At 66.7% G+C, this 23,489-nt stretch carries 19 protein-coding genes; 12 read left to right on the forward strand and 7 right to left on the reverse strand.

All coding sequences use genetic code 11. From position 1 onward, the window contains the following. Nucleotides 1-232: 232 nt before the first annotated feature. The 4 genes from D5S18_RS23505 to D5S18_RS23520 form a co-directional block, all read right to left on the reverse strand. Entirely contained in the window at nucleotides 233-1,801 is a 1,569-nt protein-coding gene (locus tag D5S18_RS23505) for a serine/threonine-protein kinase (RefSeq protein ID WP_120043241.1), read from the reverse strand. A 95-nt stretch (nucleotides 1,802-1,896) separates the two neighbouring features. Further along, on the reverse strand, nucleotides 1,897-2,982 hold the full coding sequence (locus D5S18_RS23510) for a DUF7373 family lipoprotein (protein ID WP_147404103.1): 1,086 nt from the start codon (nucleotides 2,980-2,982) through the stop codon (nucleotides 1,897-1,899). Nucleotides 2,983-3,149: 167 nt separating this feature from the next. Beyond that, nucleotides 3,150-4,370, reverse strand: coding sequence for a DUF7373 family lipoprotein (locus tag D5S18_RS23515; protein ID WP_147404105.1), 1,221 nt, complete (start codon nucleotides 4,368-4,370; stop codon nucleotides 3,150-3,152). 8 nt (nucleotides 4,371-4,378) lie between these two features. Further along, a complete protein-coding gene (locus tag D5S18_RS23520) occupies nucleotides 4,379-5,563 on the reverse strand; it encodes a DUF7373 family lipoprotein (protein ID WP_147404107.1) in 1,185 nt (394 codons plus the stop codon). Nucleotides 5,564-5,751: 188 nt separating this feature from the next. On the opposite strand from D5S18_RS23520, the gene D5S18_RS23525 reads away from it, so the two are divergent. Then, nucleotides 5,752-7,074: an FHA domain-containing protein gene (locus D5S18_RS23525; protein ID WP_120043245.1), complete on the forward strand. Its 1,323-nt coding sequence runs from the start codon at nucleotides 5,752-5,754 to the stop codon at nucleotides 7,072-7,074. Here the strand turns inward: D5S18_RS23525 and D5S18_RS23530 are convergent, their stop codons facing one another. Next, on the reverse strand, nucleotides 7,075-8,517 hold the full coding sequence (locus tag D5S18_RS23530; protein WP_120043246.1) for a neutral zinc metallopeptidase: 1,443 nt from the start codon (nucleotides 8,515-8,517) through the stop codon (nucleotides 7,075-7,077). Nucleotides 8,518-8,615: 98 nt separating this feature from the next. Between D5S18_RS23530 and D5S18_RS23535 the strand changes: the two genes are divergently transcribed. The 5 genes from D5S18_RS23535 (at nucleotide 8,616) to glmM (ending at nucleotide 15,488) form a co-directional block, all read left to right on the forward strand. Further along, nucleotides 8,616-11,135: an FHA domain-containing protein gene (locus D5S18_RS23535; protein ID WP_120043247.1), complete on the forward strand. Its 2,520-nt coding sequence runs from the start codon at nucleotides 8,616-8,618 to the stop codon at nucleotides 11,133-11,135. 49 nt (nucleotides 11,136-11,184) lie between these two features. Next, the gene (locus tag D5S18_RS23540; RefSeq protein ID WP_239003960.1) at nucleotides 11,185-12,789 is read left to right on the forward strand and encodes a general transcription factor IIH subunit TFB4 family protein; all 1,605 of its coding nucleotides are present in this window, start codon (nucleotides 11,185-11,187) and stop codon (nucleotides 12,787-12,789) included. Nucleotides 12,790-12,959: 170 nt separating this feature from the next. Continuing rightward, complete coding sequence (gene rplM / locus D5S18_RS23545; RefSeq protein ID WP_120043481.1) at nucleotides 12,960-13,403, forward strand: 50S ribosomal protein L13; 444 nt, start codon at nucleotides 12,960-12,962, stop codon at nucleotides 13,401-13,403. After that, entirely contained in the window at nucleotides 13,400-13,912 is a 513-nt protein-coding gene (rpsI, locus tag D5S18_RS23550) for a 30S ribosomal protein S9 (protein ID WP_120043249.1), read from the forward strand. Before rplM ends, rpsI begins: the two co-directional genes overlap by 4 nt. 199 nt (nucleotides 13,913-14,111) lie before the next feature. Then, nucleotides 14,112-15,488, forward strand: coding sequence for a phosphoglucosamine mutase (gene glmM / locus D5S18_RS23555; protein ID WP_120043250.1), 1,377 nt, complete (start codon nucleotides 14,112-14,114; stop codon nucleotides 15,486-15,488). On the opposite strand, the gene D5S18_RS23560 is transcribed toward glmM, so the two are convergent. Next, on the reverse strand, nucleotides 15,489-17,147 hold the full coding sequence (locus tag D5S18_RS23560; RefSeq protein WP_203236894.1) for an ABC-F family ATP-binding cassette domain-containing protein: 1,659 nt from the start codon (nucleotides 17,145-17,147) through the stop codon (nucleotides 15,489-15,491). A 280-nt stretch (nucleotides 17,148-17,427) separates the two neighbouring features. Between D5S18_RS23560 and D5S18_RS23565 the strand changes: the two genes are divergently transcribed. The 5 genes from D5S18_RS23565 to D5S18_RS23590 all read left to right on the forward strand — a co-directional run bounded on the left by D5S18_RS23565 (nucleotide 17,428) and on the right by D5S18_RS23590 (nucleotide 20,649). After that, the gene (locus D5S18_RS23565; RefSeq protein WP_120043251.1) at nucleotides 17,428-17,622 is read left to right on the forward strand and encodes a PspC domain-containing protein; all 195 of its coding nucleotides are present in this window, start codon (nucleotides 17,428-17,430) and stop codon (nucleotides 17,620-17,622) included. Nucleotides 17,623-17,758: 136 nt separating this feature from the next. Then, nucleotides 17,759-18,061, forward strand: a complete 303-nt coding sequence (locus D5S18_RS23570; RefSeq protein WP_120043252.1) for a DUF6802 family protein — start codon at nucleotides 17,759-17,761, stop codon at nucleotides 18,059-18,061. 92 nt (nucleotides 18,062-18,153) lie between these two features. Next, complete coding sequence (locus D5S18_RS23575; protein ID WP_120043253.1) at nucleotides 18,154-18,465, forward strand: hypothetical protein; 312 nt, start codon at nucleotides 18,154-18,156, stop codon at nucleotides 18,463-18,465. Then, nucleotides 18,465-20,321: a hypothetical protein gene (locus tag D5S18_RS34985; protein WP_158607941.1), complete on the forward strand. Its 1,857-nt coding sequence runs from the start codon at nucleotides 18,465-18,467 to the stop codon at nucleotides 20,319-20,321. Before D5S18_RS23575 ends, D5S18_RS34985 begins: the two co-directional genes overlap by 1 nt. Nucleotides 20,322-20,355: 34 nt before the next feature. After that, nucleotides 20,356-20,649, forward strand: a complete 294-nt coding sequence (locus tag D5S18_RS23590) for a hypothetical protein (RefSeq protein WP_120043255.1) — start codon at nucleotides 20,356-20,358, stop codon at nucleotides 20,647-20,649. A gap of 4 nt (nucleotides 20,650-20,653) precedes the next feature. Here D5S18_RS23590 and D5S18_RS23595 read toward each other — a convergent pair whose 3' ends face one another. After that, nucleotides 20,654-21,523, reverse strand: coding sequence for a dienelactone hydrolase family protein (locus D5S18_RS23595; protein ID WP_120043256.1), 870 nt, complete (start codon nucleotides 21,521-21,523; stop codon nucleotides 20,654-20,656). A 36-nt stretch (nucleotides 21,524-21,559) separates the two neighbouring features. Between D5S18_RS23595 and glmS the strand changes: the two genes are divergently transcribed. Continuing rightward, entirely contained in the window at nucleotides 21,560-23,440 is a 1,881-nt protein-coding gene (gene glmS / locus D5S18_RS23600; RefSeq protein ID WP_120043257.1) for a glutamine--fructose-6-phosphate transaminase (isomerizing), read from the forward strand. Nucleotides 23,441-23,489 lie beyond the last annotated feature (49 nt).

The raw sequence follows: 23,489 nt of genomic DNA on the forward strand, positions 1-23,489 counted from the left end.
ACCTGCCGTTTGGATGTCTCGGCGGAGATGTGACATCGCCCCACCCGTGCCGAGTTCCGCTGCTTCGGAACGGGTCCCGCTATCAGTACCCGCTCCGATCCATCGGGCCAGTCTCGCACGGCCGCGTTCGCGCCGGAACCATCGAGGCGGCATCCGCGGTCAACGAAGGCACTCCGGTGACCGGCGAATTGTGCACGGTCCGTTCGTACGGCGACGCACAGTCCGCATCCGGCTACTTCCGCACCGACTTCTGCAGTACTGGAACGAGTTTCGCAAGCAGCGTCTGTTCTGAACTGTCGGACCAGTTCCGCATTGCCATGACCGCGCCGGGGTCATCGAGCGGTATGGCTGTGGCCTTGGAGCCGCTGATCGTGTACGGCAGGCCGAGAAGGCCACCCCCGCCCGCCTTCTCGTCGCTGCGGACCGCGAGGATGTAGCTGTCGGCAGGAGCGATGAGGCTTGTGGATAGGGAGTTCGTTCCGTCTTGGGCCGCGCGCGGTGAGGGTTCCTCGCCATGGCGCTGATAGTTGAAGTTGTAGACAAAGCCGAGATCTTCGAGGAATTTGGTCTGCGGTGTCCCACCGAGATAGATAGCGAATTTATCGCTTGTGGTGATGTCGACCATGGTGATGGTCTTGCCCGCGAATGCCGGATTGTTCCGCCGAGCGTCGGCTGGAGATGCCGGCGGGGCAGGAGCCGAGCCGGCGGAGGGGGTGACGTTACCACCGGATCCCACATTGGCGGCCCACACACTGCCACCGACGCCCAGCGCCACCACAACCGCGAGCACGCCCGCACCGATCAACCAGGGCTTTCGACTCTTTCGCGCAGGCACGATGGTGAGGTCGGGCAGCGGTGTCGGCGCGGAGATGGCGATGCGCGGATCGGTGGTGGGCCGCGCCGGTTCGAACGCCATGATGGGATATGTCGGGGAGGTGGTGGTGCGCACCGGATTATGGGCGGGAACAAGAGCATTGGCCGCAGCATCGGTGAATTCACGGCAAGTGGCGAAGCGTTCGGCCGGATTCTTGGCCATGGCCTTGGCGAAAACGTGATCGATGGCTGGGGGCAGGCCCGGATTGACGGCGGTGGCCTGAGGCGGCGGTTCGTGTAGGTGACCCATCATGACGAGGGCGGGTTGCGTCGCCGGGTACGGGTTTCGGCCGGTGAGGAGTTTGAAGAAGGCGCAGCCGAGGCTGTAGATATCGGCGCGGTGATCCAGCGGCCGGCCCGAGAGTTGTTCAGGCGCGGCGTAGGCGATGGTTGCGACGAAGCTACCGGTCTGGGTGAGTTCAGTGGTGTCGTCGCTGGACTTGGCGACACCGAAGTCCGTGAGCAGTACCCGTTCCTCCTCGCCCTCGGCTGAGGAGAGCAGGAAGTTGGCGGGCTTTACGTCGCGGTGCAGCAGTCCTCTGCGGTGGGCGTAGTCGAGGCCCTTGCCGACTTCGGCGGTGATGCGTAGGGCGCGAAGAGGATTCATGCTGTGCGGGTCACGGGCGAGCTCGGCGGCGGCGTCGGTGCCGTCGACGTACTGCATGGCTATCCATAGCTGGCCGTGCTCCTCGCCTCGGTTGTAGACCGAGACGATATTGGGGTGGTCGAGTCCGGCGGCGAGATTGGCCTCGCGCTCGAATCGGCCACGGTATTCGCGGTCGCGGCTCAGTTCGGCGCCGAGCACTTTGAGCGCGTCCATGCGCGGGAGGCTGGGATGTTTCGCCAGATAGACCGTGCCCATGCCGCCCCGGCCGAGCACCCGCTGTATTCGGTATCCGCCGACGATGGTGCCGGGGCTCATCGCCATGCTGACCGTCTCCCATCCGCTCGCGGACGCCCACTGCCCGCGCTGCTGTCCGGAGCATAGTGGCTCGGTTCGACCATGGTCACGTTCGTCCGTCGCTATCGACTGTTGGCCAACACGGCGTACTGAGCGGCGGCGCGCTGGTAGATGTCCTGAATCTGATTGCTCTCCACCACCGCGACGTAGCGGTGGTAGCGCACCGTGCAGCGGAAGCGTTTAGCGTCGGGGCGATCGAAAGCCCGTTCGCCGCAGCGGGCGTCGGGCAGGATCGGTGGCGGGTCGGCGGGGCGCAGATACGCCGGGAACAGCGGTTCGGGCTGCAGTCGAGCAGCGCCGTCGTCGTCGCGGGTACGGAACATCATCGTGCCGTAGGAATAGCTGAATCGGTCGGTGCCCGTGGCGGTCACGATTTGCTGCCAGTGCTGTCGGTCGCCGTAGAGGAAGTGCAGGAATCCGGGAATGCCATAGGTGGCTTGCCTATTGGCGTCGGGTTTGACCTGGTCGCCCAGGTTGAGAGTGCGGCGCAGGATATCGTCCGGATCATTGGGCAGCCGCTGGAGGTCCGCCCTGCTCAGCGGTGGCAGCGAATCCAGGAGTGGAATCTGTCGCGCGTAGGCGCGTTGGACCAGATCGATGATGCGGGCAGGTTCGGCTCCGGGCACGGACAGTGTGATTCCGATGAGATATCGACCTTGCGCGATGCTCGATTCGAGCATTGCGGGCTCGGGTCGCCAGTGGGCGGTGGCGCTCGGGTAGTTGGGCAGCGCGACAGGTTCGGGGCGTGCCGTGAATTCGGTGACGGTGCGGCGTGCGGCGTCGGCGTCCGGGAACTGTGCGACGTAGACGGTGACCATACCGCCGACATTGTGCTCAGGATCGTCTTCGGTGCCACGTGACCCGACGCCGAACAGCACATCGTTGCGTCCGGCGACGGCCCAATCCTCCGGCGGCATCATATCCGGCGGCTGTCCGGGTGCCATCGGGTCTATGCCTGCCCCGAATTTCAAGGACGGATCGATATCGGTGCTGAGCACGACATGATCCGCCAGCCGCATGATGGCTAGTTGCGTGCCGCCGCTCAGTGATTTTTGGGAGATCAGGAGCTTGCTCATCGGCGTGGTTTGGTACGCGCCGACATCGAGTGTGCGGACATCGATTTCGGCCGCCTGCGGTGTTCCAGACACCGCGCATCCGGTCAGTACCAAAGCGGCGAGCGCTGGAAAAAGTCGTCGAATTCCCATGTCCTACTTACCGTTCGCCAGGATCGTGCTCTGCGTGGTCGCAGCTCCGTCGACTGGTCGGGCGACGGAACGGCGACCTAGTGGTCGTAGCAACAACTTTCGCACGCTCATCAGTCGCCACTGTTGGCGAACAGCGCGTACTGGGCAGCGGCACGCTGATGAGCGTCGAGCAACTGATCCGCCGCGACGATCCCGACATAGCGCCGGTAGGCGACCAAACAGTTGAACCTGCGGCCGAAAGGATCGAAACGGTTGATGGACTTGTTCTCGATGCAGGTGGCTCCCGGCAGGTTCGGCGGTGACGCGGCGGCATCCGCGCCTCGGGTGAGCGTGATCCGATCCGCCACCACCCGCCGCGCCGTCTCGGCATTGGCGGTGCGCGCCACCATGGTTCGATCGATCATGGCGAACTTGTCGGCATCCATCGCGGTGAGCCGATTGTGGACGAACTCCCTGTCCGCGGCGAAGGCAAGTACGCCGCGCTCGCCGAAGGTCTTGCGCCCGTTGACGAAACTGGGACCTTCGATCTTGTCGGGATTGAGGGTTCTGGCGACCAAGTGGTCCGGATCCCACGGTAGTCGCAACATACCTTCATCGCTCACCGGTGGAAGCCGGTCGAGCAACGGGAGTTGGGTGTCGAAGAACTTCTGGGCCAGCGCGGTGAGCGCATCCGCGTCGGCGGTGGGCACGGAGAGATACAGGGTCACCAGGTAGGGGCCGTGGGCGAGCATCGCCCACGCGAAGGGCACGCCGGGCTGCCAGTGTGCGTGCGCGTCAGGGTATTTCGGGATGGTGATCGGTACATTCCGAGCGCCGTAGGCGTCGAGTTGAGCGCGGTAGAACTCGTCGGCCGCCTGCCGCGCACCCTCGGTCGCGGCGAACTGCGTGACCGCGATCGCCGCGGTGGTGGAGTTGGGCTCCGCCTTTGAACCCCACTGCGCGGCGGGAACCGTGGTGGCGGCATCCCCGCCGTTCACGCGAACCCCGAACAGCAGATTGTTGCGCCGGGCGATATCCTCGGCCACCGCGCTCGGCCCGAATTCCTCGGTGAGCGAGCCCGCGGTGAAATGTGAGGTGAGCCAGCCGAATTTCATGCGCGGATCGATATCGTAGGGCGAGGCGATGTAGTCGATCAGGCGCATGGCGGCGGCGTCGCGCATCACCCAGAACGCCGGAACATAGTCGTCGTCGTGGGCATTGGGCGGCTCGGTGGGGTAGGGGCCGACATCGAGCTTGCGGATATCGATCTCACCCGGCAGCGGTGTGCCCTGAGAGGTGGTTCCGCACGCGGTGACCAGACCGATCATGGCGGCCAACAGCAATTTTCGCATCGTGGACCTCATCCGGCGTGCGCCAGTAGTGCGTACTGTGCCGAGATTCGCTGCTGAGCGTCGAGCAACTGATTGGACCAGGAGAACGCGGCGTAGCGGTCGTAGGCCACCGAGCAGTAGAACCGGATCACCGCCTGCTCCCGTCCGATGTACTCGATGCACTGAGCGCCGGGCAGGTTGCGCGGGGAGGCGGCGCTCTTGAATTTCTTACTGAGCCCGCCGCGTTCGGCCCGCAGTGCGCGGGCCGCGGCCGCGTCGCGGGCGCGGAACACTTGCGCGCCGTCGCTGGTGAATCGGTCGACACCCGCATCCGTCAAGGGCTTTCGGCTCTTGGCGGGCGAATCGTCGAACAGCAGCGCGGTGCGGCCTTCGTAGACACCCGGTGGGTTGAGCCAGTCGTCCTCGCGCGGGCGCGGCAGGGTGCGGGCCAACAGGCCGTCCCGATCCACTTGCACCTCGGCAGGCTGCTCGGTGCGGATGGGCGGGTGAGCGGATATCGCGGGAACCACCGCGTCGAGACTCTTCTCGACCATGCCGATCAGTTCGGGCTGGTCCACCTTCTTCAGGAAGATCTTCGCGTAGTCGTACATCCAGGTGTAGACCACGTATTTCCCGGTGGCGAACCAACTTCCGATGGACTGCGCCTCGGGCCACCAGTGTGCGTGCGCGCCAGGGTATTTCGGAATCGACACCGGCGTGTTGCGGTTGTTCGCCTCGAAATCCACCCGCTCCAGCGCGGCGGCGGCCTCGGCGGCGCGCCGCTCGTCGGGGAAGATCATCACCGCGTTGAGTAAATCCATCCCGTGATTGAATTTCTCGGTGCTGCCGAAGCTGGTGACCCCGGCCACGAAATCCGGTGCGGCCTCGGCGAATCGGTTGATCTTCATGATCTTGCCGAGTGAGGCGATCGGATCGATCCACACCGAGGCCACGAAGGGTGCGCCGACGACGAAGCGCCGATCGATATCCACCGGAGGCGGAACCGCGTCGGCCAGCCGCTCCGCCGCCACCAGCCGCGCCTGATCGATATTCTTGGCCCCGCCGAATTGCCGCGGTGCGGTCGGGTAGTTGCCGACATCGAGCCGATCGATCGGGATCGCCGTTTCCTGCGGCTTCTCCGGGCCGCATCCCCCCACCGCCAATAGCGCGACTGCCGCCATCGCGGACAAAGCCCGCGTCGGAACTGATTTCATGATGATGCGCCCACCCCTCCCCGATCCCTCATAGGTTTCCGGCGGCATAGTACTGCACCGAGTGAACCTGTACCAGACCGCTCGGTCTGTGCGGATTCGGCGGTCACGAGGCGGGACGCGGGAGTGTTGCCATACCCTGAAGAGGTGTTGACGACCCCGCGCTGCGCCCCCGGTGGAGGCCGAGTCCGGTGAAGGATCGGCAGGTCGAGGTGGTCGGCGGCGGACATGCCGTAGCGGGTGTCGCGGGTGCGGTGCTGGTCGTCCGGCATCGCGGACCCGGTCCGCTGCATCAGGATTCGCCCGCCATGATGGCGCTGGAATCGCTCGCCGAACTGATCCGCGAAGCCGCCGGGTATGCGCCCGATGGGTACGGCGCGCAAGTGGCGCGGCAGGCCACCCGCTGGTTGATGACCCACGCCGAACAGATCAGTCCCGGCGTGCCGATCGACCTCGGCATCCTTTCTCCCGCCGAATCCGGTGGTATCGCCATCTTCCTGCACGGTTCGGTCACCGCCGTACTGTCCGAGGCCGCGACGACCGAGCACATTCGCGGCAGTGACGCGGCCTTCACCGTCGACCGGGTTGTCACACCGCCCACACGGGCCATCGCGGTATTCGTCGACGACGGCCGCCCACCCGCGCTACCACAGCGTCGCGGCATCGGTTGGTTGGTCGAGGGCATCGCCGAGGCGGGCGGCGCGATCGTGTGGTCCGCCGAGGCACGGGGCAGGACAACCGAATTCGTCGACCAGCCCGGCCCGACGGCGCGCATCGATCCATCGCCCACCGCATCGCCCCGCGATATCGCGCCCACCGCATCGCCACACGCCGAGGCATTCCCACCCACCGCGTCCACTCCCGAGGCATCTCACGTCTCTCCATTCCTCGACACCGAGCGCGCGACGGCCCTGCTGGATACGCCTCATGACCAAGCCGCGTTCGCCCCCACCGAGATCGGCACCAATCCGGCTCCGCGCCCCGATCCGGATCTCCAACGCAGGCTGGAGGCCACAGCCAAGGCCACCGCGCTCACCGTCAAAGTCCTCGGATTCAAATGCGCCCGCGCCCATCCCAGTGATCCCCGCGCCGCCTTCTGCACGGTGTGCGGTATGCCGGTCGACCAGACCCAAGCCCTGATCGAGGTGGTCCGTCCGCCGCTGGGCATGCTCGTTCTCGATGACGGGATGACCTTCATGCTCGCCGCCGATGTCGTTGTCGGTCGCGATCCGGACCATTCCGAACCCGTTCAGCGCGGACTGCTCCCGCTGCGCATCGATGACAGTTCCGGTGGCATGTCCAGGGCGCACGCCGAAATCCGTTTGACCAATTGGGATGTGACGCTGTTGGATCGCGGATCGACCAATGGCACCCGCACCCGCCCGCCCGGCTACCGCGATTGGATCCGACTCAATCCGAACCTGCCGGTGGTGCTGACGCCCGGCACCGAGATCATGATCGGGAACCGGGTGCTGCGCTACGAACTCCTCGCACCGCCGCCATTCGGTCGGTGATCAGTACCGGGCCATACAGGTCTTCTCGCCATTGAGTACGCCCGCGCGGAACGCGTCCACCCTGGCGAAGCCGCTCGGCACGGTCTTGCCTGCTTCGTCGCTGGCGGCCAGGCCGTCGGTGAGCAGACCCGATACCGCCTTGTCCAGATCGTTGACGGCCAAGGCGATATCGCCTTGCTCCTTGGGGCGACCCTGCTGCGCGAGTTTGCCGCTGACCACTCCGGACAGGCAGGCGGCCCGCAGCCCGGCCTTCGCGCCCGCCAACTCTTGGCCGTGCGCGGCCTGTACTGCCAGCGTGTATCGGGAGATGAAGATCACGAAGGCCGTGTAGTCCCCGGTGACTCTGGTGGGCAGCGGGCTGTCCTCGGTCGCATTGGACTCGCCGCGTTTGGCCAGCTCGCCGATATCGGTGGCGATGGTGTTGGTCTCCGGGCAGTACGACACCGGTGGTGTGCTGGAACCGTTGTGGCAGTTGATCTTCGCGCCGTCGAAGGTGAAGGTGGGCTTGGGGTCCAGCGGCAGGATTACGGCCAGCGCCTTGGTCAACTCGTTGAGCCACTGCCGATTCACCGGCAGCTCACCCTTGTCGGGATCGTTGCGGAAATCCTGGGGCAGATTGCCGCGGCGGCGGTTGATGTCGTCGATATCGATACCCTTGCAGCCGCGCGCGCCATCGGTGAAGCCGATCTGCACGGCCGTGACCCGCTCGAAGGCGCTGCCGTGCACGCTTTCCGGATCGCCCGGATTGGTGTCGCGGATGGCGACCGTCGCGGCCAGCACCGAATTCAGACCATCGGAGGTATTGATGGTGAAGTGCTTGGCCTTGCCCTCGGCCACATGCCGCATGAACACCCCGGCGAAGCAATCCGCCTGCTGCTCCTTGACGATCACCGGGTCGCGCGGTGCCACCAGCTTGGCCAGTGTCTGCACGTAGTGGCCGTATTCGTGGGCCAGCACCATGACGACGGCCATCTTGCCGAAGGTCTGATCCATCAGCGGCAGCAGCACCGTGCGGTCCCAGCCGATGGTGTTGTCCAGGCGGCAGTAGGCCGCGTTCACCAGGTGGTAGGTGGTCTCCTTGCAGAATTCGAGCGAATCCCCGCGCGGCGCTTTGGCATTCCAGGAGATCAGCTTCTCGATCGGCTTGAAATCGCCCTGGAAGTCCTTGCCGAACTCGGCGCGCCAGTAGCTCTGGATATCGTCGACGGCATTGAGCGCCAACGTGTCCACCGGGCCGCTGTCGCCGTTCACGGCGGAGAGGGTGGAGTCGGGCGTGTTCGGTCGCGGACCGTTCGGCCCACTGGTGGTCGGCAGTCCGGCCACCTTGAAGGGATCGTCGTAGACCGAGACCGCGTGACCGGCGACCAGATTGGTGCAGCCCGTGAGCAGTGCGGCAGCGCAGAGCAGAACCGTAATGAGTACGGTCGCTGGGCGTTTCGGCAAGGCTCCCCCTGGTCGGCCGGTATGACGTGCGCATCCGTCGCCGGATGGCGCATTTGGGGGCACCGCCGATGTCCGGATGATGGAATAGTATCCGCTGCATGTCTACACCGGGGGCGCAGACCATCACCGTGCGCCATGATGGAACCGAACGGGTCTTCGATTCCACGCAGCAGGTCACCATGGGCCGTGCGCCCGAGGTGACCCTGTTCGTCGACAGCCCCCTGGTTTCCCGCGTGCACGCCACCCTCGTCTGGCAGAGCGGCGCGTGGGTGCTCAGCGACAATGCCAGCACCAACGGCGTTTTCGTCGACGCGCGCAGGCTCACCCGCCCGGTCTCGGTCGACCGCCCGATCCAGGTCCGCCTCGGCGATGCGCTGAGCGGCCCGCTGCTGCACCTGTTGCCCGCCCAACGGCGGCTCGACCAGATGGCATCCCATCGTCAGCCACCACCTCTCCAGCCGTCGCCCCATCAGCCGCCACCCCCGCAGCGATCGTCCGTCATCCCGCGCGGGCCGGTTCCGCAGTTCTCCCGTCCCGCACCGGCTGTGTCGCAACAGGTCCCGCTCGCGCCGAATGTGCCGACCACCCTCGATCTCACCGCGCGCGCCGACACCTCGAATGTGCCGCCCGTCCGCGCCCGCCCCACGTCCACCCCGGCCGCCCGCGCCGACCGCCTGCCCCCCGGCGGTCTGACCATCGGTCGCACCACCGACAACCAGATCGTCGTCAACGATCCGCTCGCCTCGCGCAGGCATGCCCGCCTCATCGCGGGCGGCGATGGTCTGACCATCGAGGATCTCGGCTCGGCCAACGGCACCTTCGTCAACGGTGTCCGGCAGGCCCGCGCGGTGCTGCGCGAACGCGACATCATCACCATCGGCAATATCGACTTCGTGGTCCAGCAGGGCACGCTGGCGCACCGACAGCGTCCCGTCGCCGAACAGGGTCTGCACGTGCACGGCGTCGGATTCACCGTCGAGGGCAACAAGCAACTGCTCGTCGATGTGAATATGCAGGCGGGCCGCGGCACCCTCACCGCGCTGATCGGTCCGTCGGGCGCGGGAAAGTCCACGCTGTCGCGGCTTATCGCGGGCACCACCAATCCCTCCGGCGGTGTGGTCACCTTCGAGGGCCGCGATCTGCACGCCGAATACGAGGCGCTGCGCTCCCGCATCGGGATGGTCCCGCAGGACGATGTGCTGCACCGCCAGCTCACCGTGCGCCAAGCCCTCGGCTACGCCGCGAAACTGCGGCTCCCGCCGGACAATACGCGCGCGGACCGGCAGAAGGTCATCGACGGTGTGCTGAAAGAACTCTCGCTCACCGAACACGCCGACACCAGGGTGGACCGGCTGTCCGGCGGTCAGCGCAAGCGGGCCTCGGTGGCGCTGGAACTGCTCACCGGCCCCTCGCTGCTGATCCTGGACGAACCCACCTCCGGTCTGGACCCGGCGCTGGACCGCCAGGTCATGGTGATGCTGCGCGAACTGGCCGACGCGGGTCGCGTCGTCATCGTGGTCACCCACTCCATCGCGCACCTCGACATGTGCGATCAGGTCCTGCTGCTCGCCCCCGGCGGTAAAACGGCCTACTGCGGCAATCCCGCGGGCGTCGGCGGGGTTTTCGGCACCACCGACTGGGCCGAGATCTTCGGCCGCGTCGCCGACAGCCCCGATCAGGTCTTCGCCGCCTTCCGATCCAGGCAGGCGTTCGCGCCCCCACCGCCACCACCACCGCCGCGGCCCGCCACGGCGGGCACCGGCCCGAAATTCAGCGGCCGCACCCAATTCACCACCCTGGCCCGCCGACAGGTGCGCCTCATCCTGGCCGATCGGGGCTACCTCGTCTTCCTGCTGGTCATGCCCTTCGTCCTCGGTGCGCTCTCACTGGTGGTGCCGGGTTCGAACGGTCTGCGCGCCGGAGCGTTCCGCACCCTTCCCGACGGCTCGCTGGTGCCCACCGGCGGCGGCGAGGCCCAGCAGCTACTGGTGCTGCTCATCTTCGGCGCGTGCTTCATGGGTTCGGCGCTGACCGTGCGTGACCTGGTCGGCGAGCGCACCATCTACCACCGCGAACGCGCGGTCGGCCTGCTGCCGTCGGCGTATCTGATGTCGAAGATCGTGGTGTACAGCCTGTTCGCGCTGTTGCAGTCGGCGGTGATGGTCGGCATCGTGGTGGCGGGCAAGAAGCCGCCGGGGCACGGGGTGGTGCTGTCCTCGGGCAGTTTCGAGCTCTATATAGATCTGGCGGCGACGGCCATCTGCTGCGTCGTGGTCGGACTGGTGCTCTCCTCGCTGGTGCGGTCAAGCGAACAGGTGATGCCGCTGCTGGTGGTGGTGATCACCTGCCAGTTGGTGATGGCGGGCGGGCTCATCCCCGTCACCGGGCGGGTCGTCCTCGAACAGGTCTCCTGGCTGTTCCCGGGGCGCTGGGGGTATGCCAGCACCGCGTCCACGGTCGCGCTGCGCGATATCTTCACCGGCGCGCAGGAGGACACCTTCTGGAATCACTCGGTCGGGGCCTGGATTCTCGACATCGTCATGCTGGCCGTGCTGACCGCCGCGCTCGGAACCTTCACCTGGCATCGCCTGCGCTTGAAGAAGTCGGCAGTTGCCTGAGCCGGCGGACGGTGCGCGTGTCGGGCGCGCACCAGGCACACTTGAGCCTGTGACAGTGCGAGTTGGGGCGGTACATCTCGGATGGGATGTGGTGTCCGTGGCGGCGGGCGGCGGCGGAACCCCGATCCGCCCGGTGCAGGTGGAAGGTACGTACACACCGCCCGCGTATTTGCTGGCGGATTCATCCGGACGGCTGCATACGGCGGGTGTGGACCGGCAACGACCCGATCTCGGGATGGCCATCGCCGACGTGCGCGATATCCTCGGCCACCCGCAGATCGTGGTGGCGGGCGCGACCTGGCCCGCCGAGTTGGTCTTCCGCGCCCGGATGTACAACCCGCTCGCGGCCATCGGAAAGTATCTGCGCGGCAAACCCGACGTGGTGGCGCTGCCCTACCCGGACGGCTGGCCCGAGGAGAAGGTCGAGGTCTACGCCGAACTCGTCGAGCAACTCGACGTCATCGTGGAACCGCTGCCGGAGTCGGTAGCGCTGTCGGGCTACATGCGCGCCCTCGGACTGGTCACCGTGCCGGACCGGCGCCACCCGAACGGCGTCGGCGCCACCGGCGTCTACTCCGACGGCCGCAGCATGCTCGTCGTCGCGGTGGACGGCGACGACGAACAGCCCACCGAATCGGTGGACGTCCCGATCGCGCCCGATTCCATGCGCGACGCCCGCTCCGCCGACAACGTGGTCATCGAGGTCATGGCCGCGGCCCGCGCCATCGGGGCCGACACCTCCACCGTCTTGCTGGCGGGCAATGGCTGTTTCAATGACGCGCTGCGCCTGGCCTTCCAGAACCACCTGGGCCACCGGCTGAAGGTCGCCGACCATCCGATGCACGCGCTGGTGCTCGGGGCGGCGCATCTGCTCGTCACCGATCCCGAGGTGGAATCCGAGGCCGGGCAGGTCCCGTCGGAAACCGGTACGGGACAGGGCGGTTCGTCGCAGGTCTCCGGTCCGCAGTCGGGAGCCGCGTCGCCGCGGGCCACCACCCATCAGGCTCCCGCGCCGCCCACACAGCAAGCGCCTGCGCCATCGCAACCCGCCACTCATCAGGCTCCCGCGCCGTCGGAGGCCGCCACCCATCAGTCCGCGCCGTTTGTTCCCCCGCCGCAACCGGCCGGTGCGCGTCCCCCGGTGGTCACCTATGGCCCCGGCTATCCCACGACGCGCCCCGCCGAACCATCTCCGGACGAGGAGGCCACCACCGAGGTCTCCCGTGACGAGGTCCCGCGCGGTCTGCCGCCCAACCTCGCCGAGCTCGGCAGTCGCTTCACCCGGCCGCCGACCTCGCAGCCCGGCGCCGCGCCGCCTTCGGGCGCGGTCCCGCTCAGCGGTAGTCCGTTCGATCAGCAGTGGGGCGAACCCAACGACGACGAGGACAAAGGCAAGGGCAAGCGCTGGAAGCGGATGTTCGGCTCGAACGCGGTCATCGGCGCGGTGGTGCTCGGTATCGCCCTGCTGCCGCCCGAGCGCCCGGCGCAGGCCGCCGCCTGCCCGCTCGGGGCGCAGATCACCACCGACCCGCGAGGCGTCGACACCGTGCGCGAGCTCCTGCCCGCGGACTGCGCTCCCGGCGCGAACACCCTGCGCTATCGGCTGCCCGATCTGCCGGGGATTCTCGATCCGGGTCCGCCGCTCGAGATCTGACCGGGATTCGGCCCGCCGCGACCAGGCTGGTATCGTCGCTCCTTGGCGTGTGGACGGCCGGGCGGATCTCCGTCGGGTCGCACACCGAGTCCCCGGGTCTCCACCGGCCGCCGGGGTCGCGCTCGCTCACACACCTGGCCGGCACCACCGACTACAGACAGGGAAGCACTGTGCCTACGTACAGCCCGAAGGCGGGTGACGTGACCCGCAAGTGGTACGTCATCGACGCCACTGACGTAGTGCTCGGCCGCCTTGCCGTACAGGCAGCGAATCTGCTGCGTGGCAAGACCAAGCCGACCTACGCGCCGAACTTCGATGGCGGCGATTTCGTCATCATCATCAACGCGGACAAGATTGCCATCTCCGGCAACAAGCGCACCGACAAGCTCATCCACCACCACTCCGGACACCCTGGCGGCCTGAAGTCCCGCACCGTCGGTCAGGTGTTGGAGACCCGGCCGGAGCGCCTGGTGGAGAAGGCCGTCAAGGGCATGATCCCGAAGAACAAGCTGGGCAACGCGATCGCGGGCAAGCTGAAGGTCTACGCGGGTCCGTCTCATCCGCACACGGCTCAGCAGCCCATTCCGTTCGAGATCAAGCAGGTGGCCCAGTGACCGCTCCCGAAGAGTTCAACGAGGAAAACGTCGAGATCGTCGACGAGACCGTCGAGGTTGTCGACGAGGACTACGGCTACGAGGCCGAGCCTGTCGACTTCGCCCCGGCCCCGGTCCTCTTCGACCGCCCGGTGCAGACCGTCGGCCGCCGCAAGGAGGCCGTCGTCCGCGTGCGCCTGCTGCCCGGCACCGGCAACTTCGTGCTCAACGGCCGCACCATCGAGGACTACTTCCCGAACAAGGTGCACCAGCAGTTGGTCAAGTCCCCGCTGGTCACGGTCGAGCGCGTCGAATCCTACGATGTGCACGCCCGTCTCGTCGGTGGCGGCCCCTCGGGTCAGGCGGGCGCGCTGCGCCTGGCCATCGCCCGCGCCCTCATCGAGGTCACCCCGGACGACCGCCCCGCGCTCAAGCGCGCCGGCTTCCTGACTCGTGACCCGCGTGCCACCGAGCGCAAGAAGTACGGTCTGAAGAAGGCGCGCAAGGCGCCGCAGTACTCGAAGCGCTGATTTCGGCGGCGTGGGCCGCACCGCTCGGGCACCCTATATGTGCCGGAGGCGGTGCGGTCGACGCGGCACCTGTACGAGAGCAGGCTTCCAGCACCGCTGGTCGCCTGCTCTCGTGCTGTATGGAACTCTTCTCGTGCGCGAGGGTGCGCGGGCCGGGAGTGGTCGTGCGGGCAGCGCGGCCACCGAAAAGGGGCGTGGTATGCGACGTTTGTTCGGCACCGACGGCGTGCGCGGGCTTGCCAATGAATCGCTGAGTCCGGAACTGGCGCTTCGGGTTTCCGCGGCGGCCGCACAGCTCCTATGTCGCGGCGACGGCCGCCCGCTCGCGGTGGTCGGTCGCGATCCACGCGCCTCGGGGGAGATGCTGGAGGCCGCTGTCATCGCGGGTCTCACCTCCACCGGAACCGATGTGCTATCCGTCGGCGTGCTGCCCACCCCGGCCGTCGCCTACCTGACCGGCCGATACGACGCCTGTCTCGGTGTCATGATCTCCGCCTCGCACAATCCCATGCCGGACAATGGCATCAAGATCTTCGCCGCGGGCGGCCACAAACTGCCCGACGAGCTGGAGGATCGCATCGAAGCACTGGTCGATGGCGGGGAACTGCTCCGCCCGACCGGCCGCGGCATCGGCCGGGTGCTCGGCGCCTCGGGCGCGCGCGATCACGGCGCGGTCGTCCCCGAGCAGTTCAGCCTCGCAGGCACCCATGATCGGTATGTCGAACATCTGGTGGCGGCCACCGGAGCCGACCTGTCCGGACTCACCGTCGTTCTCGACTGCGCGCACGGCGCCGCCGCCGAGGTCGGTCCCGCCGCCTTCCGCGCGGCAGGCGCGACGGTCATCGCCATCAATGCCGAACCCGATGGCCTGAATATCAATGAGCGTTGTGGCTCAACGCATTTGGATCGGATACAGGCGGCAGTGCCGCAGCACGGCGCCGATCTCGGCCTCGCGCTCGACGGCGACGCGGACCGCTGCCTGGCCGTCGACGCCGCGGGCGCGGTCGTCGACGGCGATGCCATTCTCGCCATTCTGGCCATCGGCATGCAGTCGACGGGCGCGCTGATCGAGGACACCTTGGTCGCCACCGTCATGAGCAATCTCGGCCTGCACCTGGCCATGCGCGAGGCCGGGATCGCGGTGCGCACCACCGCCGTCGGCGACCGCTACGTCCTGGAGGAGTTGCGGCGCGGCGGGTTCAGTCTCGGTGGCGAACAGTCCGGGCATGTGGTGTTTCCGGACTACGGCACCACCGGTGACGGCATCCTCACCGGCCTGCGACTCATGGCCCGCATGGCCCGAACCCGGCGCGGGCTCGGCGATTTGGCGAGCGTACTGCGGTCGGTGCCGCAGGTGCTGATCAATGTGCCGGTCAGCGACAAGGCGGCGGTCGCCGCCTCGCGCGAGGTCACCGAGGCGGTGCGGGAGGCCGAATTGGCGCTCGGCGAAACCGGTCGAATCCTGTTGCGCCCCAGCGGCACCGAGGAATTGGTCCGGGTGATGGTTGAGGCGACCGATCCGGTCCGCGCCCAGCACCTGGCCGACGATCTGGCCAAGCGGGTCGCCGCGATCTGATCAAAGCTCGACCAGTCGCCCGGCGTCGACACGCCAACGCCGGGTGGCGCGCACCGAATCCAGCATCCGTCGGTCGTGTGTCACCAGAATCAATGTGCCGGTGAAGGATTCGACCGCCTGCTCCAACTGTTCGATGGCGGGCAGATCCAGATGGTTGGTGGGTTCGTCGAGGACGAGCAGGTTCACCCCGCGCGCCTGCAGCAGCGCCAGCGCCGCGCGGGTGCGCTCACCCGGCGACAGTGTCTCGCAGGGGCGCAGCACATGTGGGCCGCGCAGCCCGAACTTCGCCAGCAGCGTGCGCACCTCGGCATCCGGCCAATCCGGTAGCTGCGCGCCGAAAGTCGCTGCGAGCGCCTCCTTTCCGCGAAAGAGGCCGCGCGCCTGATCCACCTCGCCGACCAGCACACCCGAACCCAGCGCCGCGGATCCGCTGTCCGGCGCGTACTTTCCGAGCAGCAGCCCGAGCAGCGTCGACTTGCCCGAACCATTCGCGCCGGTGAGCACGATGCGATCGGCCCAATCCACCTGCGCGCTCACCGGTCCCAGCGTGAAATCACCGCGCGTGAGCACGGCATTCGACAGCGTCGCCACCACCGACCCGCTGCGCGGCGCGTCGGCGATACTCATCCGCAGTTCCCACTCCTTGCGCGGCTCGTCCACCTCCTCCAAGCGCTCGATGCGTCGCTGAGTTTGGCGCGCCTTGGCCGCCTGCTTCTCGGTGGACTCGGCGCGCATCTTGCGACCGGCCTTGTCCGAGTCCAGCTTCCGCGGATCACGGGCCTTGCGGCGGGCGGTGCGCACACCGTGCTCCATCCAGTTGCGCTGCATCTGCGCGCGCGTCTCCAGCGAGGCCTTGGTATCGGCGTACTCCTCATACGCCTCGCGGGCATGTCTGCGGGCGATCTCGCGCTCCATCAGATACGACTCGTAGCCGCCGTCGTAGTAACCGATCCGCTGCTGCGCCGAATCCAATTCCAGGATGCGATTCACGGTGCGCGCCAGGAACTCCCGATCATGACTGATCACCACCAGTGGCACCCGCACGCCGGTGACGAACCGCTCCAACCGGGCCAACCCGTCCAGGTCCAGATCATTCGTCGGCTCGTCGAGCAGCAGAATATCGAAACGCGACAGCAGGACCGAGGCCAAACCGGCCCGCGCCGCCTGCCCACCGGACAGACCCGTCATCGGCGTATCCAGGCCATTCGGCAGACTCTCGACCAATCCGAGCTCGGCCGCCACCTCCTGCGCCCGCTGATCCAGATCCGCGCCCCCCAACGCCAACCAGCGCTCCAGCGCGGGGGAGTACTCATCCGCGCCGCCCTCGGCCAAACGCTCCGCCGCCGCATCCATCACCTGCTGGGCCTGCGCGACACCCGTTCTGCGGTACAGGAATTCGAGCACCGTCTCACCCGGCGCCCGCTCCGGTTCCTGCACCAGATGACCGATCGTGGCATCCGGCGGGCTCAGCGTGATGCTGCCCGACGGTGCGCGCCCCTCGGCCAGCATGCGCAGCAGCGTCGACTTGCCCGCACCGTTCACCCCGACCAGTCCGAGCACATCGCCCGGCGCCAGTGTCAGATCGAGATCAGTGAACAGGGCGCGTTCGCCGTGCCCGGCCGATAGTCCTCGCGCATGCAATGTGGTCACTGTGTCTATTTTGCGGGTGCCTGCGGCACCGCGTGTGCGCGGCCTCCTGGTCTCGCGTCCGAGCGGCCGAGACTCGGCGCGTGCGCTTCGCCACTCGGCCGCGAACGTCGCTCGTCGGACTCGCACGCATTGGGTGGTTCATGTGGGTATGGGCACCGGGGAGGCGGGGTGAACCCTGAGCACGATCGACGGGGAAATCAGGGTGTGCATGGCACCAGGGACCGATGCCGCCGCGTCCTTGGCCCGGCAGAGTGGGAACCGTAGCCAATCATCTGAGAGGGAGACCGAAATGACCGCCCCGACCCGCCGCCTCACCCGCTCCTACGACGACAAGTGGATCGCGGGCGTCTGTGGTGGCCTCGCCGAATACCTCGGCTGGAACGCCAATATCGTTCGGTTGCTGTTTGTGCTGTCGTGCCTGCTGCCCGGCCCGCAGTTCCTCATCTACGTCGCGCTGTGGCTGCTTATCCCCAAGAAGGGATGATCCATCCCAAGAAGTAGGGATACCCGGCTGCGCTCGGGACTCGTGGATGACAGGATGGAGCCGAACCCGCGGTCGCGGGACCCGCGCTCCAGCGCCAAACCAACACGGCCACTACGAGTCCCGCTGAGGAGGAGCCATGATCCCCCCTGGTGATTCCGACCATCTGCCCGACGTCGACGCGCATTCGTCGCTCGATGGCCTCGGCCCGGTCGAACTCCACCACCCCACCCAGGACATCACCGGCGACGGCGTCCTGGATTCGGTCACCATCAACGACGACCACGGCATGCACGTGTGGACCAGCACCCACCACGACGGCATCGCCGACCACGTCACCCTCGTCGACAAATCCGGCGACTACGCCGCCTGGGAATTCCACCGCCACCCCGACGGCACCGCCGAATGGGTCCGCACCGACCAGGGGCATTTGAACAAGTAGGCGCATCCACGGAACCGGTCGCGGCTGCGGTGCGTCGAACCGAGTAGGGGGCCGCCCACCGATCCGGCAGATCCACGAGGAGGGGTACACGTATGGGTGCAAGCGTTTCGGTCGATCCGAAGAAGCTCAGCGAACTCGGGGGGAAGCTTCGGAGTTCGGCTGCCGAATTGAAGACCCATGCAGACGAGGTGGGCAAGCGCGATTTCGGATCGGGCCAGTCGGGCACGGCGTATGCCGCCGAGGGCAACAAGATCCACCAGGGTCTGATGAATGTCAGTGTCTGGCTGAAGAATTGGAGTAGCGCAGTCGACGCTACCGGGGCTAGTTTTGTTATGGCCGCCGATTCCTACACCAGTTTCGATGACGCGACAGTCGAGAAGTTCAACTCAACGGTGCCGCTCTGATGGTGTACAATTATACCGCGCCCCCTGGTGCATCTATAGATAAGATGCTCAATGAAGGTGCGACGGGTCTCGAATTCTTCGAGCACTTCTTGCCAATATACAAGGCATGTCGCGATGAATTCGGATTCGTTCAGGATTCGATACCGGAACTGACGGAAATATATGCGAAGTATGACGCCGAGCGGCACATGGACCTCGATCGTTTGACTGAAGTCCATGCGGCTATAACTCGGGCGCTCAGCGCTGCTGATCGCGAATACGGCAGTCATCGAAATTGGAAGGACCACCTGTCCGATATTTGGCGGGGAGAAACCGGTGAACATGCTGCTGGTCTCCTCAATGATCAGGTTCGGCGGGCGGATGGTGACCGCAATGCCCTGCGGTCGGTTGAAGGTGCGCTGAAGTCGGCCGAAGAAGGTTTGCGTCAGGTTGTGGCAGATAAGGCCGCCGCAGTGTCCGGGTACTGGGATCCAAAGGCCCGTCAATTAATAGATATGAAGTCGCATTCCGATATCAAGGCGCTTTCCGAGGTGGAGGGTGCCTTGAAGGGGGCGAGGCAGTTCTGGAAGAATCACAAAAATGGCGAAAGCGTCGTGCCTGCCGACGAGTGGCGGAAGGCGGCATTCGAGTTCCTTGGCAATATTTTCGCCCCGCATGTGAAACATACAATCGAGACTTTTGATGACACTTGTAAGAAGACCGATGAGAGCGTCCGCCTTATCTATCAGGTTCTGATCGGTGCTTTGGACAAAGTCAACTCGGCACCCTATCGAATGCCCGAGAATTCGCGGCCTCCGGCCAAGCCGGACCCGAAGCAGGAACGACCGATGGACCGGAACACCGGCCAGGGCACCCCACCGGGCACTCCAGTAGGCCCGGGCGACCCGAACACAACACCTTCTCCCGCCGCGCCCACGCCAGACACGCCGACCACTCCCGCATCCACCACTCCAACGGGAACGCCCACTGCTACAGGAACATCCACTCCTGTGGGAACGTCCACGCCCTCCGAACACACTCCGACGGCACACACCCCGACGATGCCGACCACTGTGCCCTCGCCCACCACACCGACGTCGCCCACCACATCGTCGGCAAAGTCTTCCGTGGATGGCCTTGCCGCGCTCAGCGGGATCACCGAGAAGCTGACCCCGCTGGCCAGCGGCATCACTCAAGCCGTCAGCCAAGGTGTGACCGCCCTAGGCGGCGTCATTAAGGACGGTGTGGAAAAGTCGATCGAGCAGGTGCAAAAGGTACTCGAGACCGCGCAGCAAAATGCCCTGGCTCCACATCCGGATCAACCCGCACTCCCCAAAGCCGCTGCCGAATTCGATATCGCCGGAAAGCACCTGAAATTCGAGATGAGTCCGGATGGTCAGGTCGGCCTAGCGGTTTCCGGTCCGGACGGGCAGACCCAGCAGTTCAAAGTCAAGCTCGACGAGCACGGAATCCCGGTGATTTCGACCGAGAACCACGACGGCGAGCCGAAACCCGCCGACCAGCCACCCCACGGCCCACCCGACAAGTCGGGCAGCCAACAACCGCAGGGTGGTTCACCCGACAAGTCGGGTGGCCAGCAATCCCAAGGTTCGCCTGACAGGTCAAATAATCAACAACCCCACGGTTCAGCCGAAAAGGCCGGCGGTCAGCCACCACACGGCCCGGTCGAGAAGCCCGGCTCGAATCACAGTCCCGCGCCTGCCGAGGCCCCGAAAGACCCGACGGTTCCCACCGTGCCACGCCCTTCCGGTAAGCAGCAGCAGGAGGGCGAGCACCGCCCGCAACCCAAGCCCGCCGGAACAGGCGGGCCTCCGGTCGATTCCGGCGCACAATTGGCCGAGGCAGGTCCGCTGTGACCGAAGCGCCGGGATACGAAGGAAGATTCGATTGATGAGCGCCGCCGACGAGATCGAAGCCATTGTCGAGCACCATCGACGCACGATGGCCCGCCTGAGCGAGGAATTCGAAGAAAGCCGCAGCCGAATGAACGCGGGGAGCGAGGAACTCTTCGCCGCCATGCGCCGCGTGGAGGCAGAGGCTGAAGAACAGGCCCGCGAGGAGGCCGAAGCTCGTGCGGCGATCGCCCGCGCCACCGCCGCCCGCAAAGCGAATGACACCATCCAACCCATCGATGACGACGACGAGGAATCCGCCTACTACCGCCGCGACAGCTGGCTGGTCTGAGCAGCTACCGCCGCAGCAGTGAAACGATCTGGAGCGGAGAGACTTTCGGCTTCGGCTTCTCCTCTTCGCCGCGCGGGGCGTTCGGATCGACCACGGAGGTATGCGGAATAACAGCCTCCGCATCGGCGAACGGCGCGTAGGTCTTGTCGCCGAGCAGTTTGTGCAGCAGGTATCCGGTGAGCACGCCCCGTGTGGTGCGGGCGGTGCGCGCCTCGTAGCGGCCTGCCCCGAGCGCGGCCAGGGCGCGGCGTCCCTCGATGATCCCGTTGTGGGAGGCCCCATCGATGGTGCGCAGCACGGATTCGCCTGCCCATCCGGCGGCGAGGGGCAGCGCGTTGGAATTGGTGGCCTCGAGGTCGGTGGCGCCGGCGAGGATGAGGGCCGGCGCAGTGATCTCGGGGCCGATGTTCTCCGCCGACGGCGCGGTGGGCGACGGGTACAGCGCGGCGACGGCCGCGACGGTGGGCCGCTGGGCGGCGGCGATGACGGCCGCGCCCGCACCCATGCCGTGACCCGCCAGGGCCAGCCGGTGCGGGTGGATGCTGATGGTGCCGTCGCCGAGGCGGACGCCGGTGCAGATATCGAGGGTGGTGAGCAGGTCGGTGGCCAGGTTCAGGTGTGAGGGGATCGGGCCGCGCTCGGTGTCGGGGGCGGCGGTCACAATGCCCCACGAGGCGAGGTGCTCGAGCAGGCCGCGATAGTTGGCGGCGCCGGTCAACCAGCCGTGTCCGAAGGCGACGGCGGGCAGGTCGGAGCCGGATTCGGGCGTGAACACGACACCCGGCTGACCGGCGATGCCGAGGTTGCCGCGCAGCACTCGATGCGGACCCCGGCTGGTCAGGGTGCTCAGTAGGGATTTCACAGACGCCGACACGACGTGAACGTTATCCGATAAGTAGGGTGGGGAGCCATGTGCGGAATCGTTGGCTACGTCGGGTATCGGGACGCTCTCGGCATTGTCGTTGACGCGTTGCGCCGCATGGAATATCGCGGCTACGACTCCGCGGGTGTGGCGATCCTGGACGGTACCGGCGGTTTGACGGTGGAGCGCAAGGCCGGTCGGCTGGCGAATCTGGAGGCCGAACTGGCCGAGTCGGGTGCCGCAGTCTTCGCGGGCAGCACGGGGATGGGACACACCCGCTGGGCCACCCACGGCGCGCCGACCGACCGCAACGCGCACCCGCATCGCGATCTGTCCGGCAAGGTCGCGGTCGTGCACAACGGCATCATCGAGAATTTCGCGCCGCTGCGGCGCGAACTCGAGGAAGCAGGCGTCGAGTTGCGCAGCGATACCGACACCGAGGTCACGGTGCACCTGGTGGCCCGCGCCTACGCGGTGGGGCCGACGGCGGGCGATTTCGCGGCCAGCGCCCTGTCCGTGCTGCGCCGTTTGGAGGGTGCGTTCACCCTGGTGTTCACGCACGCGGATCATCCGGACCAGATCGTGGCCGCGCGTCGGTCGACCCCGCTGGTGGTGGGTGTGGGGCGGGGGGAGATGTTCATCGCCTCCGATGTCACGGCATTCATCGAGCACACGCGCGACGCCATCGAACTGGGTCAGGATCAGGCCGTGGTGATCACGGCCGACGGCTACCGGGTCACCGATTTCGCGGGTTCGGAGGCGGGTGCGCGCACCCGCCCGTTCACCATCGACTGGGATCTGGCCGCCGCCGAGAAGGGCGGCCACGACTACTTCATGCTGAAGGAGATCGAGGAGCAGCCCGCGGGTGTCGCGGATACGCTGATCGGTCATTTCAGCCACGACCGCGACGGCGGCCGGATCGTGCTGGACGAGCAGCGCCTCACCGATCAGGAACTGCGCGAGATCGACAAGGTGTTCGTCGTCGCGTGCGGCAGTTCGTATCACGCGGGTCTGCTGGCCAAGTACGCGATCGAGCATTGGACGCGGCTGCCGGTCGAGGTGGAGTTGGCCAGCGAGTTCCGCTACCGGGACCCGGTGCTGGACCGTTCGACGCTGGTGGTGGCCATCTCCCAATCGGGCGAAACGGCCGACACGCTGGAGGCGGTGCGGCACGCCAAAGAACAAAAGGCGCGCGTGCTGGCCATCTGCAATACCAACGGCGCGCAGATCCCGCGCGAATCCGACGCGGTGCTCTACACCCGCACCGGCCCGGAGATCGGCGTCGCCTCGACCAAGGCATTCCTGGCCCAGGTCACGGCCAACTATCTGCTGGGTCTGGCGCTGGCGCAGGCGCGGGGCACCAAATATCCCGACGAGGTGGCGCGCGAGTTCGCCGAGTTGGAGGCCATGCCGAAGCTGGTGGCGCGGGTGCTGGAGACCGCACCGCAGGTGCGTGCCATCGCCCGCGAGCTGGCGCAGGTGCGCACCGTGCTGTTCCTGGGCCGCCACGTCGGCTATCCGGTGGCACTCGAGGGCGCGCTGAAACTCAAGGAGTTGGCCTACATTCACGCCGAGGGTTTCGCGGCGGGTGAGCTCAAGCACGGGCCGATCGCGCTCATCGAGGACGGGCTGCCGGTCATCGTGGTGATGCCCTCGCCGAAGGGGCGCACGGTGTTGCATTCCAAGCTGCTCAGCAATATCCGTGAGATCCAGGCGCGCGGCGCGCGCACCATCGTCATCGCCGAGGAGGGCGACGAGACGGTGCGGCCCTTCGCCGATCATCTGATCGAGATCCCGGCCGCGCCAACGCTTTTCCAGCCGCTGCTGTCCACGATCCCGCTGCAGGTCTTCGCCGCCGAGGTGGCGCAGACCCGCGGCTACGACATCGACAAGCCGCGCAACCTGGCCAAGTCGGTCACCGTCGAATAGTCGCGAAATTGGCCGCCGCCCTCGGCCGCGCTGCGGCCAATCCGAAACT

Origin of the sequence: Nocardia panacis (genome assembly GCF_003598715.1) — a bacterium.
GTDB lineage: Bacteria > Actinomycetota > Actinomycetes > Mycobacteriales > Mycobacteriaceae > Nocardia > Nocardia panacis.

Bases quoted from the DNA above. Each gene is read 5' to 3' on its own strand.
- D5S18_RS23505 (WP_120043241.1), bottom strand. From the start codon at position 1,801: ATGGCGATGAGCCCCGGCACCATCGTCGGCGGATACCGAATACAGCGG.
- D5S18_RS23515 (WP_147404105.1), bottom strand. From the start codon at position 4,370: ATGCGAAAATTGCTGTTGGCCGCCATGATCGGTCTGGTCACCGCGTGC.
- D5S18_RS23520 (WP_147404107.1), bottom strand. From the start codon at position 5,563: ATGAAATCAGTTCCGACGCGGGCTTTGTCCGCGATGGCGGCAGTCGCG.
- D5S18_RS23535 (WP_120043247.1), top strand. From the start codon at position 8,616: ATGTCTACACCGGGGGCGCAGACCATCACCGTGCGCCATGATGGAACC.
- glmM (WP_120043250.1), top strand. From the start codon at position 14,112: ATGCGACGTTTGTTCGGCACCGACGGCGTGCGCGGGCTTGCCAATGAA.
- D5S18_RS23565 (WP_120043251.1), top strand. From the start codon at position 17,428: ATGACCGCCCCGACCCGCCGCCTCACCCGCTCCTACGACGACAAGTGG.
- D5S18_RS23570 (WP_120043252.1), top strand. From the start codon at position 17,759: ATGATCCCCCCTGGTGATTCCGACCATCTGCCCGACGTCGACGCGCAT.
- D5S18_RS23575 (WP_120043253.1), top strand. From the start codon at position 18,154: ATGGGTGCAAGCGTTTCGGTCGATCCGAAGAAGCTCAGCGAACTCGGG.
- D5S18_RS34985 (WP_158607941.1), top strand. From the start codon at position 18,465: ATGGTGTACAATTATACCGCGCCCCCTGGTGCATCTATAGATAAGATG.
- D5S18_RS23590 (WP_120043255.1), top strand. From the start codon at position 20,356: ATGAGCGCCGCCGACGAGATCGAAGCCATTGTCGAGCACCATCGACGC.
- glmS (WP_120043257.1), top strand. From the start codon at position 21,560: ATGTGCGGAATCGTTGGCTACGTCGGGTATCGGGACGCTCTCGGCATT.